Below are 14,125 nucleotides of genomic sequence, written 5' to 3'. Positions count from 1 at the left end.
ACATGCTTCCTCATCGACTGAACCACTGATGGCCCAAAGTTATCATACCAATTCTAGTCCGTTACGGATTTATTTGCGATCCTGCTCACATAAACGGCGGTAGCTGGCTGCCGTTATGGACGTTTTTGTCGCCCGTATCGCGCTAAATGGCTGTCATTACGCAGGTTTCCAGTATCCCACAGTGCAGAAAGGGTTTTTGTGATGGCTCTCAACTTTTAAAGTTGTATAACAAGTTAGGCTCTCGCCCCATCGTGAGGTCGTTAGCGACTCACAAATGGCAAGGTCATAACAGGGTTGCTTATACAGAACCTGCGGGCGTGAGCAGAGCTGCATCACGTGCTGTCCCGCTCCAGATAACAACAGCGGCAAGACCGCATACAGAACTGGAAGAGGTAGAGGATGCGTAAGATCAAAGGGTTACGCTGGTACATGATTGGACTGGTGACGCTCGGTACGGTGTTGGGGTATCTGACCCGTAACACCATTGCCGTGGCGGCCCCGACATTAATGTCAGAGCTGCATATCACCACGCAGCAGTACTCCTACATAATTGCGGCCTATTCAGCCTGCTACACGCTGATGCAACCGGTGGCAGGGTATGTACTGGATCTGCTCGGCACCAAAGTCGGCTACGCGGTGTTTGCTATTATGTGGGCGATTTTCTGTGCCGCTACGGCGATGGCGGGCAGCTGGGGCGGACTGGCGCTGGCACGAGGCGCAGTCGGTGCGGCTGAAGCGGCGATGATCCCGGCCGGACTGAAAGCGAGCAGCGAATGGTTCCCGGCTAAAGAGCGTTCGGTCGCCGTGGGCTACTTTAACGTGGGTTCGTCTATCGGTGCGATGCTGGCTCCGCCGCTGGTGGTCTGGGCGATTGTGGCGCACAGCTGGCAGATGGCATTTATCATGACCGGTGTGCTGAGCATGGCCTGGGCACTCAGCTGGCTGGTGTTTTACAAACACCCGAAACAGCAGAAGAAGCTGAGCGATGAAGAGCGCGACTATATTATCTCCGGTCAGGAAGCGCAGCATCAGACCGGCAACACCCGCAAAATGTCAGCACTGGAGATTATCCGTAACCGCCAGTTCTGGGGTATTGCCCTGCCGCGTTTTCTGGCAGAACCGGCGTGGGGAACGTTCAACGCCTGGATTCCACTGTTTATGTTTAAGGTTTACGGCTTCAATCTTAAAGAGATTGCGATGTTCGCCTGGATGCCGATGCTGTTCGCGGACTTCGGCTGCATCCTGGGTGGCTATCTGCCGCCGCTGTTTCAGCGCTGGTTCGGCGTTAACCTGATCGTCTCCCGCAAGATGGTCGTGACGATGGGTGCGGTGTTAATGATTGCGCCGGGCACCATCGGCCTGTTCACCAGCCCCTACATAGCCATTGGTCTGCTGTGCATCGGCGGGTTTGCGCATCAGGCCCTCTCTGGCGCGCTGATCACCCTCTCCTCAGACGTTTTCGGCCGCAATGAAGTCGCTACGGCTAATGGCCTGACCGGCATGGCAGCCTGGACCGCCAGTACCATGTTTGCGCTGGTGGTAGGCGCACTGGCCGATACGCTGGGCTTCAGCCCGCTGTTTGCCGCGCTGGCGGTGTTTGATCTGCTGGGTGCCGTCGTTATCTGGACGGTTCTGAAAAATAAACCCATTTCAGAGCTGAATGCCGAAGCCGTTATTCCGCAGGCCAGCGCCGTTCGCAGTTAATCTGCCGGGCTGGCGCAAGCCAGCCCATTTCCTCGCACCTCCTGAAGTGGTATAACAACTTATCTGTCTGCTACCAGGATTGTGCTATGGACTTCACTGAATCCCGTCGACTTTATCAACAGCTGGCCAGCGAGCTGAAAAGCCGCATTGAAACCGGAATCTATCCGGTGGGTGATAAACTGCCTGCTGAGCGCCTGATTGCCGAAGAGATGGAAGTGAGCCGCACCGTCGTACGTGAAGCGATCATCATGCTGGAAGTTGAAGGCTATGTTGAGGTCCGCAAAGGCTCGGGCATCCACGTCATTGCCAGCCAGCAGCAGAACCGCATCGCCTCCACCAGCAGTCAGCTGGAGTTCGCCACGTTTGGCCCCTTCGAACTGCTCCAGGCTCGTCAGCTGATTGAGAGTAATGTGGCCGAGTTCGCTGCAACGCAGGTAACGCGTCAGGACATTATCGACCTGATGGCGATTCAGGAAAAAGCCCGCCAGGAGGATCATTTCCGCGACTCCGAGTGGGATATGCAGTTTCATGTACGTATCGCGCAATCCACCCAGAACAGTGCCTTAGCCGCCATCGTTGAAAAAATGTGGCTGCATCGCCTGCACAATCCCTACTGGCTCAAACTTCACGAACACATCGACCAGCGCAGCATTCTCAGCTGGTGCGACGACCACGATCAGATTCTTAAAGCTCTGATGCGCAAAGATCCCGCCGCCAGCAAACTGGCGATGTGGCAACATCTGGAAAATACTAAACAGATGCTGTTTAACGCGACGGCGGATGATTTTGAATTTAACGTGGATCGATACATGTTTGGTGAGAATCCGGTCATCCTGCCTGATGGGTCCAATAACGCCCGCTAAAAGTGCCTGAAAATGCCCTGAGACGGTCAGTTAATCTGCAATAGTGTCAGGTCATGTAAAGCTCCTTTTTACACGCCGTTTCACAAGGTAAAACTCCTGTTCGCCAGAGAGTTTTCCTGTCTCAGACAGGCGATTTTTGTTACAGTTATCGCCCTTTTATTACCCTTTGCGACTGGGGGTTATAAAGTCGCTGATTTAACAATCAATTCTGGAAGGATCCGGAAAATCCCGCCCAGGCTGCGCTCCTAAAATTTATAACGAAATGCCGGTCTGCGTTTAAGTCCCTGTGGGACATGTTTAACAATGATGTTCAGGAATGAATTGATGGATATTTTGCAATCGTTGCTGCATGCCCTCTGGCAGCAGGACTACGAAACCCTCTCCGATCCCACGCTGGTATGGGCCATTTACGGCGTGCTGTTTATGATTTTGTTTTTGGAAAATGGCCTTCTTCCCGCTGCATTTCTGCCGGGTGACAGTCTGCTGATTCTGGTCGGCGTACTGATTGCTAAAGGCACCATGAGCTTCCCTCTGACGATTCTGGTGTTAACGACCGGTGCCAGTCTTGGCTGCTGGGTAAGCTACTTACAGGGCCGCTGGCTGGGTAACACGCCCACGGTACAGAAATGGCTCTCCCATCTTCCTGCCCAGTATCATCTGCGCGCGCACAGCATGTTCCATCGTCACGGCTTATCTGCCCTGCTGATTGGTCGCTTTATCGCGTTTGTGCGGACTCTGCTGCCTACCATCGCCGGATTATCAGGCCTAAGTAATGCCCGCTTTCAGTTCTTCAACTGGGTAAGTGCGTTCCTGTGGGTGGTGATTCTGACCGTTATCGGCTTCGCGCTGGGTAAAACCCCGATTTTCCGTCGTTATGAAGATGAGATGATGTTCTTCCTGATGATGCTGCCGCTGGTGCTGCTGGTGTTTGGTCTGGTGGGATCGCTGGTGGTCATATGGCGTAAGCGTCAGGCGAATCAGAACGGGAAAGCCGAGTAATGAAACTGCTGCAGGCTATTCCTAAACGGTGGTTACCGTGGTTGATCGCTGGCGTCTTTGCACTGGTCGCGCTTTGTGTGGTCCCCGGTCTGATGAAGCACGAGACGGTGGTGCAGATTCGGGTTTCCCATGCTGGCGCCACCCTGCCCGATGGTTTTTATCTCTACCAGCAATTAAGTGCGCAGGGTATTCGTATCAAAAGCATTACGCCTGCGGGTGATGCACTGATCATCCATTTTGATAGCGAAGAGCAGAGCCTGGCGGCCCAGAAGGTGTTACGCCGTCTGCTGCCACAGGGCTTTATTGTGGCGCAGCACGATCACTCTCAGCACCTCTCACTGGCGTAATCCCCCGACTCCCCTCTCCTTTTCAGACCGTCGCGCCATCCTGCGGCGGTCTGAAAGGCGCTCTATCTCCCGGTCTTCTTTGAACTTTTTACTATGGGTGTCTATGCTTAAGCGAGAGTCGATTCTTAGCACCCGCAGCCATATGATTACGCGGGTGATGACGGATCAGGTCGCAATGGAAGGGTCCAGGACCAATGAAATATCAAGTATTACTGGGAGTCGCGCTGTTTTCGCTGTCGGGATCGCTGCTGGCGGCAGAATCGCTGTGTGAGCAGAAAGAGCAGGATATTCAGCGTGAAATCGGGATGGCGCAGAAGCATAACAACCAGCGCCGGGTTAACGGTCTGGAGCGCGCGCTGACCGAAGTCCGGGCCGATTGCAGCGACAAAAAGCTCGAGGCCGCCCATCTGGAAAGAATTAACGCTCAGAAGCAGAAAGTTGCTGAGCGTGAGCACGCACTCAGGGAAGAGCGTGAAGAGGGCCATGACAAGGAGAAGATTGCTAAGCGACAACAAAAACTGGATGAAGCGCGCCGGGAGCTGAAAAAGTTACAGGCGGAGCCCTATTAATCGGAACTAACCAACTGATGTTAAAGGAGTATTTTATGTCTAAAGACACATCATCGGAACATTTGCGTGCTGAACTGAAAAACCTGGCCGATACCCTGGAAGAGGTGCTGAGCAGCAGCACTGAAAAATCCAAAGGCGAGCTGGATAAACTTCGCAATAAAGCGCGTGTGGCGCTGGATAGCTCACGTGAACGTCTGGGCGAATCAAGCGAGCGCATTGCTGCGACCACCCGCGAAGCGGCGCAAAAAGCCGAAGGCTACGTGCGTGAAAATCCATGGCATGGTGTGGGTATCGGTGCAGCGATTGGCGTCGCACTGGGCATGCTCATTTCGCGTCGATAATTATGGCTGACTCACAGCATAACCACGGCCCGGCTAAAGGGGTCATTAACATCGGCCAGCGCATTGTTACCACGCTGGTTGGCATGGTCGAGACGCGCGTTCGTCTGGCAGTGGTGGAACTGGAGCACGAGAAAGCTAACCTGATTCAGCTGCTGTTGATGGTTGGCCTGACAATGCTGTTCACTGCATTTGGTCTGATGAGCCTGATGGTTCTGATTATCTGGGCAGTGGATGCGCAGTACCGTCTGATGGCCATTGGCATCACGACCGGCACGCTGCTACTGCTGGCGGTTATTCTGGGGCTCTGGACGCTTCGAAAATCACGTCAGTCCACGCTGTTGCGCCACACGCGCAAGGAGCTGGAAACAGACCGGGATTTACTTGAGGACCAGCGCTGATGAGCCGCCGCGAGCGTGAAGAACGCATCCATGAACTGCTTAAGCATGTGCAGCAGCAGCGGCTGGATTTAAGCGCTGCGCGGCGTGACTGGCTGGAAGGCACCGCCCATTACGATCGCGGCTGGTTCACTTTCCTCAGCTTACGCCGCTATCTGGCCATTGGCAGCAGCGCGCTGGCCATCTACTCCGTTCGCAGTCCCAACATGCTGTTACGCTGGGTAAAACGGGGATTCGGCGCCTGGAGTACCTGGCGCATGATCAAGTCCGCTCTGCCACCGCGTTAATTTTGCTAAAAGCCGGTCCTGAAAAGGCCGGCTTTTCTTCATCAGAATTTCTGAAAAACACTGACAGTATATCTCGCTTACAACCTTTCCACTCCGCGACTATCATCTCCAGCTATCAACCCAATGAACGCAATACTGCTTTCAGCGGGCATAAACCTTGCGGGCAGCGTGCCCTGCATCCCTGATAGCGCTGGAGTAAATGATGAAAAAATTCGAAGACGTTGGTTTGTTACTGGCTCGCATCCTGATGCCAATCCTGTTCATTACGGCTGGCTGGGGCAAAATCACCGGTTATGCAGGCACTCAGCAATATATGGAAGCAATGGGCGTCCCGGGCTTTATGCTGCCGCTGGTTATCCTGCTGGAGTTTGGCGGCGGTCTGGCCATCCTGTTTGGTTTCCTGACCCGTTTCACTGCCCTGTTTACTGCAGGCTTCACCATCCTGACCGCGTTTCTGTTCCACAGTAACTTTGCCGAAGGCGTGAACCAGCTGATGTTCATGAAGAACCTCTCTATCGCCGGTGGTTTCCTGGTGTTAGGTCTGGTGGGTCCTGGTGCATACAGCATTGATCGCCTGATCAGCAAAAGAAAACCACAGCCAGCGATTGCGCGCTAATCTCACATAAAGCGTAATGCCACATATACTTAGCAGGGCGGGGACATTTCCCCGCCCTGTTTGCATTGGAGCCATTATGGGACAGTTAATTGACGGTGTCTGGCATGACACCTGGTACGACACTAAATCTACCGGCGGACGTTTCAAGCGTTCAGAGTCGACTTTCCGCAACTGGGTTACCGCGGATGGCAGCGCCGGTCCGGTGGGTAAAGCGGGATTTGTCGCCGAACGCGACCGCTATCATCTTTATGTCTCGCTGGCCTGCCCCTGGGCACACCGCACACTGCTGATGCGTCAGCTGAAGGGCCTGGATAGCATGATCGATGTCTCCGTGGTGCATCCGCTGATGCTAGAGAATGGCTGGACCTTCGATGATAGTTTCCAGGATGCGACCGGCGATAAACTCTACCAGAATGAGTTCTTCTATCAGCTCTATCTGCACGCCGATCCGCAATACAGTGGCCGCGTAACCGTGCCGGTATTGTGGGACAAGCAGCAGAACACCATCGTCAGCAATGAGTCTGCCGATATCATCCGCATGTTCAACAGTGCGTTTGATGCTGTCGGTGCCCGTGCAGGGGATTATTATCCTGTTGCTCTGCATGAGAAGATTGATGAACTGAACGGCTGGATTTACGACACGGTGAACAACGGCGTTTACAAAGCAGGCTTTGCCACTTCGCAGTCTGCTTATGACGAGGCAGTCACTGCGCTGTTCCATTCGCTGTCGCGGCTGGAGCAGATTTTAGGCCAGCATCGCTATCTCACCGGCGATCAACTGACCGAAGCGGATCTGCGGCTGTGGACCACGCTGGTGCGATTTGATCCGGTCTATGTGACCCACTTTAAATGCGATCGCCATCGTATCAGTGACTACAGAAACCTGAGTGGTTTCCTGCGTGATATCTATCAGATGCCTGGTATCGCAGAGACGGTTAATCTGCCGCATATTCGTCATCACTACTATTGCAGCCACAAGACCATCAACCCGAACGGTGTTATTTCGCTGGGCCCGGCATTTGACTGGGATGAGCCGCACGGCCGCGGTTAAGCTGCATGCATATCGCGCAGGGAGCAGATACAATCTGACCGCAATGACAATCTAAACGCGAAGGGAACAGGGTCAGAAGAGGAAAGCGTCCCGCGCCAGGGATGGCGCGGGCCGAGCATGTCAGGGATGACGGATTTTGCGACTTTCCGATCTGACCCTGTTTCCTTTGCAGGCGCGATCTCACCGCTGACCTTCAAACCACCGCGCAACACAAAGCAAAAACCCCGCCGAAGCGGGGTTTTTGATAAAAAGTCGAAGCTGACCGTTAAGCCGGGTTCTGTCGTGGACAGTCATTCATCTAGGCCAGCAATCGCTCACTGGCTCAAGCAGCCTACCCGGGTTCAGTACGGGCCGTACCTTGTGAACCCCTATTTGGCCTTGCTCCGGGTGGAGTTTACCGTGCCACGAACTGTTGCCAGTCGCGCGGTGCGCTCTTACCGCACCCTTTCACCCTTACCTGATCCCATTTCTGGGCCATCGGCGGTTTGCTCTCTGTTGCACTTGTCGTAGGCTTGCGCCTCCCAGGCGTTACCTGGCACCCTGCCCTATGGAGCCCGGACTTTCCTCCCCTCTGCCCGTCTCCCCACAAGTGAGGACGACGACAAAGCGGCGACTGTCTGGTCAGCTTCGGCGCGGGATAATAGGACATTCGCCGGCGTTTGTCACGCCCCTTGCTGCTCCAGCGCATACTTATAAAGCGCATTTTTCTTCACGCTGTGGATCTCAGCGGTCAGCGCAGCCGCGCGTTTCAACGGCAGCTCTTTTTGCAGCAGCGCCAGCGTACGCAGCGCATCGGCCGGTAACGCATCGTCATCATCAACTTTGTACCCTTCGACAATCAGCACCATCTCGCCTTTGCGACGATTCTCATCTTCTTTTACCCACGCCAGCAGCTCGCCGACCGGTGCACCGTAGATCGACTCCCAGGTTTTAGTCAGCTCGCGCGCCAGCACCACGTAGCGTTCGGCACCCAGCTCACTCACCATATCCTGCAGGCTGTCGATCAGACGGTGGGTCGACTCATAGAAAATCAGCGTGCGCGGCTCCTGCACCAGCGCCCGCAGGGCGTCGCAACGGCCTTTGGTTTTGGCGGGCAGAAACCCTTCGTAACAGAAACGATCGGATGGCAGTCCTGCAGCACTTAATGCAGCAATGGCAGCACAGGCGCCCGGCAGCGGCACCACACGGATGCCCGCTTCACGGCAGCGACGCACCAGATGGTAGCCCGGATCGTTGATCAGCGGCGTGCCAGCATCAGAAACTAAGGCTATGCTTTGACCCTCCTGCAGCTTCGTCAGTAGCAGTTCAGCCTTGTGCTGCTCGTTGTGGTCATGAAGTGAGAAGAGTCGCGCATTGATGGCGAAATGTTGTAGCAACAGTCCGGTATGACGTGTATCTTCCGCAGCGACCAGATCGACGCTCGAAAGCACCGTCAGCGCCCGCTGGGTGATATCACCCAAATTACCAATCGGGGTTGGAACGATGTAGAGCGTGCTGGCAGAAATCTCTGCCCGATCGAGTTGTTTCATTGTTTCATCCGAATTGCCGATTTAATATTGAGCATCTTGAAAAAAACATCACTGGATACAGTATGCTTCCTTCAAAAGTCGTTCGTCATAAAGCAGGACGCTTTCTGCCTGTCATTCTTGCTGGGCTGATTTTAGCCGCATGTAGCGGTCAGGGGCCGCAAACCTCAACCGTCAATATTCAGGGGCCCGTCACAGCCAGCTCCGCTTACTATCTGCAGCAAGCGCAGCAAAGCAGCGATGATAGCAAGACCGACTGGCAATTACTTGCAATCCGCGCCCTGTTGAAGGAAGGAAAGTATCCTGAGGCGACTCAGCAACTGAGCCAGTTGCCGCAGCAGCTCTCTGAGACGCAGCAACAGGAATCCCTGCTGCTGAAAGCGCAATTGCTGATTGCACAGCAGAAGATCAAAGACGCCGAACCGCTGTTAGCGGCAGTGAAAACCGGCGCACTGTCGCAGGATCAGCTGGCGCGTTATTACAGCCTGCAGATTGCCAGCGCACAGGGTCGCCCTTCACTCTCGCTGCTGCGCAACTATATTGCCCAGGAGCCGCTGCTGAAAGGCACCGATCATCAGGGCAATATCGACGCCACCTGGCAGACACTGACCCAGATGTCGCCGCAGGAAGTCAGCAACCTGGTCATCAATGCCGATGAAAATGTGCTGCAGGGCTGGCTGGATCTGCTCGCGGTCTGGCGCGCCAACACGCAGGATGCTGAGATGCTCAAGTCAGGCATCAAAGACTGGCAGACCCGCTATCCGCAGAACCCGGCGGCCAAAACGCTGCCGACGCAGCTGAGCCAGATGCAGAACTACACCAAAGCCTCAACCAGCATCATCGCGCTGCTGCTGCCGCTGAATGGCCAGGCGCAGGTGTTCGCCAACGCGATTCAGAAAGGCTTTAATGATGCTAAGAATGGCATCTCCGCGCCGGTCGCTCAGCCAGCAGCTGCTCAGCCCGCCGCCGCTGATGCAACAGCCAGCACCCAACCCGCTGCCGCTGCTGGTTCTTCCACCGATCCAATCAGCGCGCCGCAGCAGCAACAGCCTGCCGACACGACGCCACAGCCTCAATCTCAGCCTGCTGCCGCAGAACCGGCCAGCAACGCACAGATCAAGGTCTATGACACCAGCAGCCAGCCGATTGAGCAGGTGATGCAACAGGCACAGCAGGATGGTGCCACCATTGTGGTCGGCCCACTGCTGAAGAGCAACGTTGAGAAGGTTGCCAACAGCCAGACGCCACTGAATGTGCTGGCGCTCAACGAGCCGGAAAAAATCCAGAACCATCCGAATATCTGCTACTTTGCGCTTTCTCCTGAAGACGAAGCGCGCGATGCGGCGCACCATATCTGGGATCAGGGTAAACGCCAGCCGCTGTTGCTGGTTCCGCGCAGCGGACTGGGCGATCGCGTCACCAACGCCTTTGCTCAGGAGTGGCAGACGCTGGGTGGCAGCACGGTGATGCAGCAGCGCTTTGGTTCGACCTCAGAACTGAAACAGGGTATTAACAGCGGCGCGGGCATCAGCTTATCCGGTACGCCAGTGAACGCTGCACCTGCCGAGCCGCAGGGTGTTACGATTGCGGGCCTGACTATCCCGGCACCGCAGCAGAACACGCCAGATGTGGTCAGCACCAGCAGCGGTGGTGGCGTCGATGCGGTCTACATCGTCTCAACGCAGGACGAACTGCAGCTAATCAAACCGATGATCACCATGCGCACCGGCAGTCGCAGCAATATCTCGCTCTACGCCAGTTCGCGCAGCGCGCAGGCAGGTGCCGGCCCGGACTTCCGTCTGGAAATGGATGGCCTGCAGTTCAGCGATATTCCGCTGCTCTCCGGCAGCAATCCTGGCCTGATGCAGCAGACGTCGAAGTCATTCAATAATGACTATTCGCTGGTGCGTCTCTATGCCATGGGAATGGATGCCTGGACGCTGGCGAATCACTTTAACCAGATGCGTCAGTCACCTGGCTTTACGCTGGACGGCAATACCGGCAAGCTCAGCGCCAACACGGATTGTGTGATCAACAGGAAGTTGACATGGAACCAGTATCGTCGGGGCGAAATCGCACCGGCCAACTAAATCGGCGTCAGACTGGCGCCAGGCATGAAGAAGATGCCCGGCGCTATCTGGAGCAGGCTGGCCTGATATGGGTCGCCAGTAATGTTCACTTTCGCAATGGTGAACTTGACCTGATAATGCGTGACGGGCACTGTTGGGTGTTTGTTGAAGTTCGCTACCGACGCGATGCGCGTTATGGTGGCGCGCTCGCCAGCGTAACCCGGAATAAACAACAAAAGCTGCTGTGCGCTGCCGCTCTCTGGCTGGCGCAACGCGGCGGCAGTTTTGAAACAGTGAATTGCCGTTTCGACATCATCGCCATTACCGGCACGGCGCTCGAGTGGCTGCCGAATGCCTTTAATGCAGACGTTTAGAACCAGGTGGTCGTGTGCAGGACAGAATTAAAGCGTGTTTTACCGAAAGTATTCAAACTCAGATTGCCGCAGCCGAAGCGTTGCCCGATGCCATCTCCCGCGCCGCTATGACGCTGGTGCAGTCGTTACTGAATGGCAATAAAATCCTGAGCTGTGGCAACGGTGCCTCATCCGCCAATGCACAGCACTTCGCCGCCAGCATGATCAACCGTTTCGAGACCGAACGCCCAAGCTTACCGGCGCTGGCGTTGAGCGCCGACAACGTGATGCTGACCGCGATTGGTAATGACCGCCTGCACGATGAAATCTATGCCAAGCAGGTGCGCGCTCTGGGACACGCAGGCGATGTGTTACTGGCTATCTCAACCCGTGGCAACACCCGCGACATCGTTAAGGCCGTAGAAGCGGCGGTAACACGCGATATGACTATCGTTGCGCTTACCGGGTATGATGGCGGAGAGCTCGCCGGACTGCTGGGTCCGCAGGATGTGGAGATCCGCATTCCGTCGCACCGCAGCGCCCGTATTCAGGAGATGCATATGCTCACCGTTAATTGCTTATGCGATCTGATCGATAACACTCTCTTTCCCCATCAGGAATGACCGAAGGAGCACGAATGAAAGCATTGAATGCTATAGCTATTCTGTTAACCGCCATGCTGCTGCAGGGCTGCGTTGCGGTTGTGGCGGGTGGCGCAGCGGTTGCCACTAAAACGGCCACCGATCCACGCTCGGTGGGTACGCAGGTTGATGACAGCACGCTGGAGCTACGCGTCACTAACGCGCTGGCTAAAGATCAGCAGATTAAAACCGATGCCCGCATTATCGCCACGGCCTATCAGGGCAAAGTGTTGCTGACCGGTCAGGCGCCTTCTCAGGAGATCGCCGGTCGTGCCAAACAGATCACCATGGGCGTTGATGGCGCAACCGAGGTCTATAACGAGATCCGTATCGGCCAGAAAGTGACGCTGGGCACCACGTCGTCAGACACCTGGATTACCACAAAAATCCGCTCGCAGCTGCTGGGCAGCGATCAGGTGAAATCCTCCAACGTGAAGGTGACGACGGAGAATGGCGAAGTGTTCCTGCTGGGTCTGGTGACACCGCAGGAAGCGCAGGCAGCGGCTGATGTCGCCAGCCGCGTCAGTGGCGTGAAGCACGTCACCACGGCCTTCACCATGCTGAAGTAATACGCAAAAAGCAAAAAAGGCGGCCATGGCCGCCTTTTTTATTGCCCGATGTTCAGACGGGAATGTCGATGACCAGCGCGCGGGTCGCGGTTTTCGCCGTCAGTTGCAACAGCTTCTCTTCCTGTAAAAAGGCACCATCGCCACAGCCCAGCTTCTCCTGATGATCCGTGCCGGACATCGCTTCCAGCGAACCGTGAATCGACTGCAGATAGGCTCGCGGCCCCTGTAACCGCAGCGAATGCTTTTCGCCTGGTGCCAGCTCGACCTGATGAATCCACACCTGCTGACGCAGTTGCAGACTGTCGTCCATGCCATCCGGCGAGGCGATCAGCTGGGACAACCGGCCATCCGTCAGGGCGATTTTCTGCATCCGTGGATTTTCGCGCTCCGGACAGGCGGCCAGCCAGAGCTGCATGCGTGTCAGCGGTCGATCTTTGCTCAGGTTCATTTCGGTGTAACTCACACCCGGCTGGGCAGAGAGCAGCAGCGCCTCCCCTTCCCGCACGCTGATCGTGTTGCCTTCGCTGTCGCGGTATTCAGCTTCACCCTGCAGCACGATATTCAGCACATCAACCTGTGGATAGGTGCGCGGCTGAAAAGCGGCACCCGGCGCCAGCACTTCCTGGTTCAGTACGCGCAGCGACGCGTACCCCATCAGTTTGGGATCAAAATAGTGGCCAAAAGAGAAACTGTAGCGCGCCTGTAACCAGCCGAAATCGGCCTGACCACATGCGGACGCACTGCGTGTCGTTATCATTGTTTACCTCCAGCATCCGGTGACGAGGATCGGCCACGGACTATATGCTCCCATGGTAAAAGTCTGGACGCCGGATTGTTAGCCAGTTAATCTGCCGGGCATGTTCAAATTTCCTGACAGAGAACCGGGATGGCTAAAGAGCGTGCGTTAACCCTTGAATCTTTACGCGTTATGGATGCGATTGATCGGCGTGGCAGTTTTGCCGCGGCGGCGGATGAACTGGGGCGCGTCCCTTCCGCCCTCAGCTACACCATGCAAAAGCTGGAGGAAGAGCTGGATGTGGTGCTGTTTGACCGTTCCGGTCACCGTACCAAATTTACTAACGTGGGACGCATGCTGCTGGAGCGTGGCCGGGTGCTGCTGGAAGCGGCGGATAAGCTCACCACCGATGCTGAAGCGCTGGCGCGTGGCTGGGAAACCCATCTGACCATCGTCACCGAAGCGCTGGTGCCCATTGATGCGCTGTTTCCGCTGGTGACGCGACTGGCCGACAAGGCCAATACGCAATTTTCACTGGTGACGGAAGTGCTGGCAGGCGCATGGGAACGGCTGGAACAGGGCCGGGCCGATATCGTGATCGCTCCCGATATGCACTTCCGCGCCTCCACCGAGATCAATACGCGCAAGCTCTACACCATGATGAGCGTCTATGTCGCCAGTGCTGACCACCCGATTCATAACGAGCCTGAGCCCCAGTCTGAAGTGACGCGGGTGAAATACCGTGGCATTGCGGTCGCAGATACCGCGCGTGAGCGTCCGGTGCTGACCGTGCAGTTACTGGATAAGCAGCAGCGCCTGACCGTGAGCAGCATGGACGATAAGCGCCGTGCGCTGCTGGCTGGCCTGGGCGTGGCGACCATGCCCTATTCGCTGGTGGAGCAGGATATTGCGGAAGGCCGTCTGCGGGTGGTGAGTCCGGAATATACCCGCGAAGTCGATATTATTATGGCGTGGCGGCGTGACAGCATGGGCGAAGCCAAATCCTGGTGCCTGCGTGAGATCCCGCGCCTGCTGGCGAAGAAAAACTAAAGCGCCGAT

At 55.9% G+C, this 14,125-nt stretch carries 17 protein-coding genes and 1 other RNA gene; 15 read left to right on the top strand and 3 right to left on the bottom strand.

The annotated features are described in order from the left end of the window. Positions 1-399: 399 nt before the first annotated feature. The 10 genes from FOV68_RS13205 (at position 400) to FOV68_RS13160 (ending at position 7,172) form a co-directional block, all read left to right on the top strand. On the top strand, positions 400-1,704 hold the full coding sequence (locus tag FOV68_RS13205; protein ID WP_031590946.1) for an MFS transporter: 1,305 nt from the start codon (positions 400-402) through the stop codon (positions 1,702-1,704). An 86-nt stretch (positions 1,705-1,790) separates the two neighbouring features. Next, positions 1,791-2,567 carry a transcriptional regulator ExuR gene (gene exuR, locus FOV68_RS13200; RefSeq protein ID WP_022623920.1) on the top strand — a complete coding sequence of 259 codons (777 nt, stop codon included), beginning with the start codon at positions 1,791-1,793 and terminating at the stop codon, positions 2,565-2,567. 324 nt (positions 2,568-2,891) lie between these two features. Then, positions 2,892-3,566, top strand: coding sequence for a DedA family protein (locus FOV68_RS13195; protein WP_010256544.1), 675 nt, complete (start codon positions 2,892-2,894; stop codon positions 3,564-3,566). Next, complete coding sequence (mzrA, locus tag FOV68_RS13190; protein ID WP_010256540.1) at positions 3,566-3,913, top strand: EnvZ/OmpR regulon moderator MzrA; 348 nt, start codon at positions 3,566-3,568, stop codon at positions 3,911-3,913. Before FOV68_RS13195 ends, mzrA begins: the two co-directional genes overlap by 1 nt. Positions 3,914-4,107: 194 nt before the next feature. Beyond that, the gene (locus tag FOV68_RS13185; protein ID WP_010256536.1) at positions 4,108-4,482 is read left to right on the top strand and encodes a DUF1090 domain-containing protein; all 375 of its coding nucleotides are present in this window, start codon (positions 4,108-4,110) and stop codon (positions 4,480-4,482) included. Positions 4,483-4,517: 35 nt separating this feature from the next. Next, the gene (locus tag FOV68_RS13180) at positions 4,518-4,823 is read left to right on the top strand and encodes a YqjD family protein (RefSeq protein WP_010256532.1); all 306 of its coding nucleotides are present in this window, start codon (positions 4,518-4,520) and stop codon (positions 4,821-4,823) included. 2 nt (positions 4,824-4,825) lie between these two features. After that, a complete protein-coding gene (locus tag FOV68_RS13175) occupies positions 4,826-5,221 on the top strand; it encodes a phage holin family protein (protein WP_031590952.1) in 396 nt (131 codons plus the stop codon). Further along, positions 5,221-5,505 carry a YqjK-like family protein gene (locus FOV68_RS13170; protein WP_010256526.1) on the top strand — a complete coding sequence of 95 codons (285 nt, stop codon included), beginning with the start codon at positions 5,221-5,223 and terminating at the stop codon, positions 5,503-5,505. The genes FOV68_RS13175 and FOV68_RS13170 overlap by 1 nt, the downstream gene beginning before the upstream one ends. 202 nt (positions 5,506-5,707) lie before the next feature. Beyond that, complete coding sequence (locus FOV68_RS13165; RefSeq protein WP_039390592.1) at positions 5,708-6,121, top strand: DoxX family protein; 414 nt, start codon at positions 5,708-5,710, stop codon at positions 6,119-6,121. Positions 6,122-6,197: 76 nt separating this feature from the next. Further along, entirely contained in the window at positions 6,198-7,172 is a 975-nt protein-coding gene (locus FOV68_RS13160; RefSeq protein ID WP_143991040.1) for a glutathione S-transferase family protein, read from the top strand. Positions 7,173-7,422: 250 nt separating this feature from the next. Here FOV68_RS13160 and rnpB read toward each other — a convergent pair. Both rnpB and rsmI read right to left on the bottom strand, forming a co-directional pair. After that, positions 7,423-7,801, bottom strand: an RNA gene (gene rnpB, locus FOV68_RS13155) — RNase P RNA component class A. A gap of 33 nt (positions 7,802-7,834) precedes the next feature. Then, on the bottom strand, positions 7,835-8,701 hold the full coding sequence (rsmI, locus tag FOV68_RS13150) for a 16S rRNA (cytidine(1402)-2'-O)-methyltransferase (protein ID WP_134161580.1): 867 nt from the start codon (positions 8,699-8,701) through the stop codon (positions 7,835-7,837). 62 nt (positions 8,702-8,763) lie between these two features. Here rsmI and FOV68_RS13145 point away from each other — a divergent pair, with 62 nt between their 5' ends. The 4 genes from FOV68_RS13145 to dolP are packed head-to-tail and all read left to right on the top strand — an operon-like array spanning position 8,764 to position 12,330. Continuing rightward, positions 8,764-10,788, top strand: coding sequence for a penicillin-binding protein activator (locus FOV68_RS13145; protein WP_031594360.1), 2,025 nt, complete (start codon positions 8,764-8,766; stop codon positions 10,786-10,788). After that, a complete protein-coding gene (locus FOV68_RS13140; RefSeq protein ID WP_143991039.1) occupies positions 10,746-11,141 on the top strand; it encodes a YraN family protein in 396 nt (131 codons plus the stop codon). The genes FOV68_RS13145 and FOV68_RS13140 overlap by 43 nt, the downstream gene beginning before the upstream one ends. A gap of 14 nt (positions 11,142-11,155) precedes the next feature. Further along, a complete protein-coding gene (gene diaA / locus FOV68_RS13135) occupies positions 11,156-11,743 on the top strand; it encodes a DnaA initiator-associating protein DiaA (protein ID WP_010256507.1) in 588 nt (195 codons plus the stop codon). A 14-nt stretch (positions 11,744-11,757) separates the two neighbouring features. Beyond that, positions 11,758-12,330 (top strand): division/outer membrane stress-associated lipid-binding lipoprotein, encoded by a 573-nt coding sequence (gene dolP, locus FOV68_RS13130; RefSeq protein ID WP_010256504.1) that lies wholly within the window; start codon positions 11,758-11,760, stop codon positions 12,328-12,330. Positions 12,331-12,382: 52 nt separating this feature from the next. Here the strand turns inward: dolP and FOV68_RS13125 are convergent, their stop codons facing one another. After that, a complete protein-coding gene (locus FOV68_RS13125; RefSeq protein ID WP_010256500.1) occupies positions 12,383-13,087 on the bottom strand; it encodes a pirin family protein in 705 nt (234 codons plus the stop codon). A gap of 129 nt (positions 13,088-13,216) precedes the next feature. On the opposite strand from FOV68_RS13125, the gene FOV68_RS13120 reads away from it, so the two are divergent. Continuing rightward, entirely contained in the window at positions 13,217-14,116 is a 900-nt protein-coding gene (locus FOV68_RS13120) for a LysR family transcriptional regulator (protein ID WP_013359142.1), read from the top strand. Positions 14,117-14,125 lie beyond the last annotated feature (9 nt).

Source organism: Pantoea sp. paga (genome assembly GCF_007558755.1).
In the GTDB taxonomy this organism is placed as follows: domain Bacteria; phylum Pseudomonadota; class Gammaproteobacteria; order Enterobacterales; family Enterobacteriaceae; genus Pantoea; species Pantoea agglomerans.
The sequence above is the reverse complement of the archived record's forward strand: the minus strand, read 5'-3'. Positions and strand labels throughout refer to the sequence as shown.

Coding starts and splice junctions, on each gene's coding strand:
- FOV68_RS13165 (WP_039390592.1), top strand. CDS start 5,708: ATGAAAAAATTCGAAGACGTTGGTTTGTTACTGGCTCGCATCCTGATG.
- FOV68_RS13120 (WP_013359142.1), top strand. CDS start 13,217: ATGGCTAAAGAGCGTGCGTTAACCCTTGAATCTTTACGCGTTATGGAT.
- mzrA (WP_010256540.1), top strand. CDS start 3,566: ATGAAACTGCTGCAGGCTATTCCTAAACGGTGGTTACCGTGGTTGATC.
- FOV68_RS13180 (WP_010256532.1), top strand. CDS start 4,518: ATGTCTAAAGACACATCATCGGAACATTTGCGTGCTGAACTGAAAAAC.
- FOV68_RS13140 (WP_143991039.1), top strand. CDS start 10,746: ATGGAACCAGTATCGTCGGGGCGAAATCGCACCGGCCAACTAAATCGG.
- FOV68_RS13125 (WP_010256500.1), bottom strand. CDS start 13,087: ATGATAACGACACGCAGTGCGTCCGCATGTGGTCAGGCCGATTTCGGC.
- FOV68_RS13145 (WP_031594360.1), top strand. CDS start 8,764: ATGCTTCCTTCAAAAGTCGTTCGTCATAAAGCAGGACGCTTTCTGCCT.
- dolP (WP_010256504.1), top strand. CDS start 11,758: ATGAAAGCATTGAATGCTATAGCTATTCTGTTAACCGCCATGCTGCTG.
- FOV68_RS13205 (WP_031590946.1), top strand. CDS start 400: ATGCGTAAGATCAAAGGGTTACGCTGGTACATGATTGGACTGGTGACG.
- FOV68_RS13195 (WP_010256544.1), top strand. CDS start 2,892: ATGGATATTTTGCAATCGTTGCTGCATGCCCTCTGGCAGCAGGACTAC.
- FOV68_RS13160 (WP_143991040.1), top strand. CDS start 6,198: ATGGGACAGTTAATTGACGGTGTCTGGCATGACACCTGGTACGACACT.
- rsmI (WP_134161580.1), bottom strand. CDS start 8,701: ATGAAACAACTCGATCGGGCAGAGATTTCTGCCAGCACGCTCTACATC.
- exuR (WP_022623920.1), top strand. CDS start 1,791: ATGGACTTCACTGAATCCCGTCGACTTTATCAACAGCTGGCCAGCGAG.
- FOV68_RS13170 (WP_010256526.1), top strand. CDS start 5,221: ATGAGCCGCCGCGAGCGTGAAGAACGCATCCATGAACTGCTTAAGCAT.
- FOV68_RS13185 (WP_010256536.1), top strand. CDS start 4,108: ATGAAATATCAAGTATTACTGGGAGTCGCGCTGTTTTCGCTGTCGGGA.
- FOV68_RS13175 (WP_031590952.1), top strand. CDS start 4,826: ATGGCTGACTCACAGCATAACCACGGCCCGGCTAAAGGGGTCATTAAC.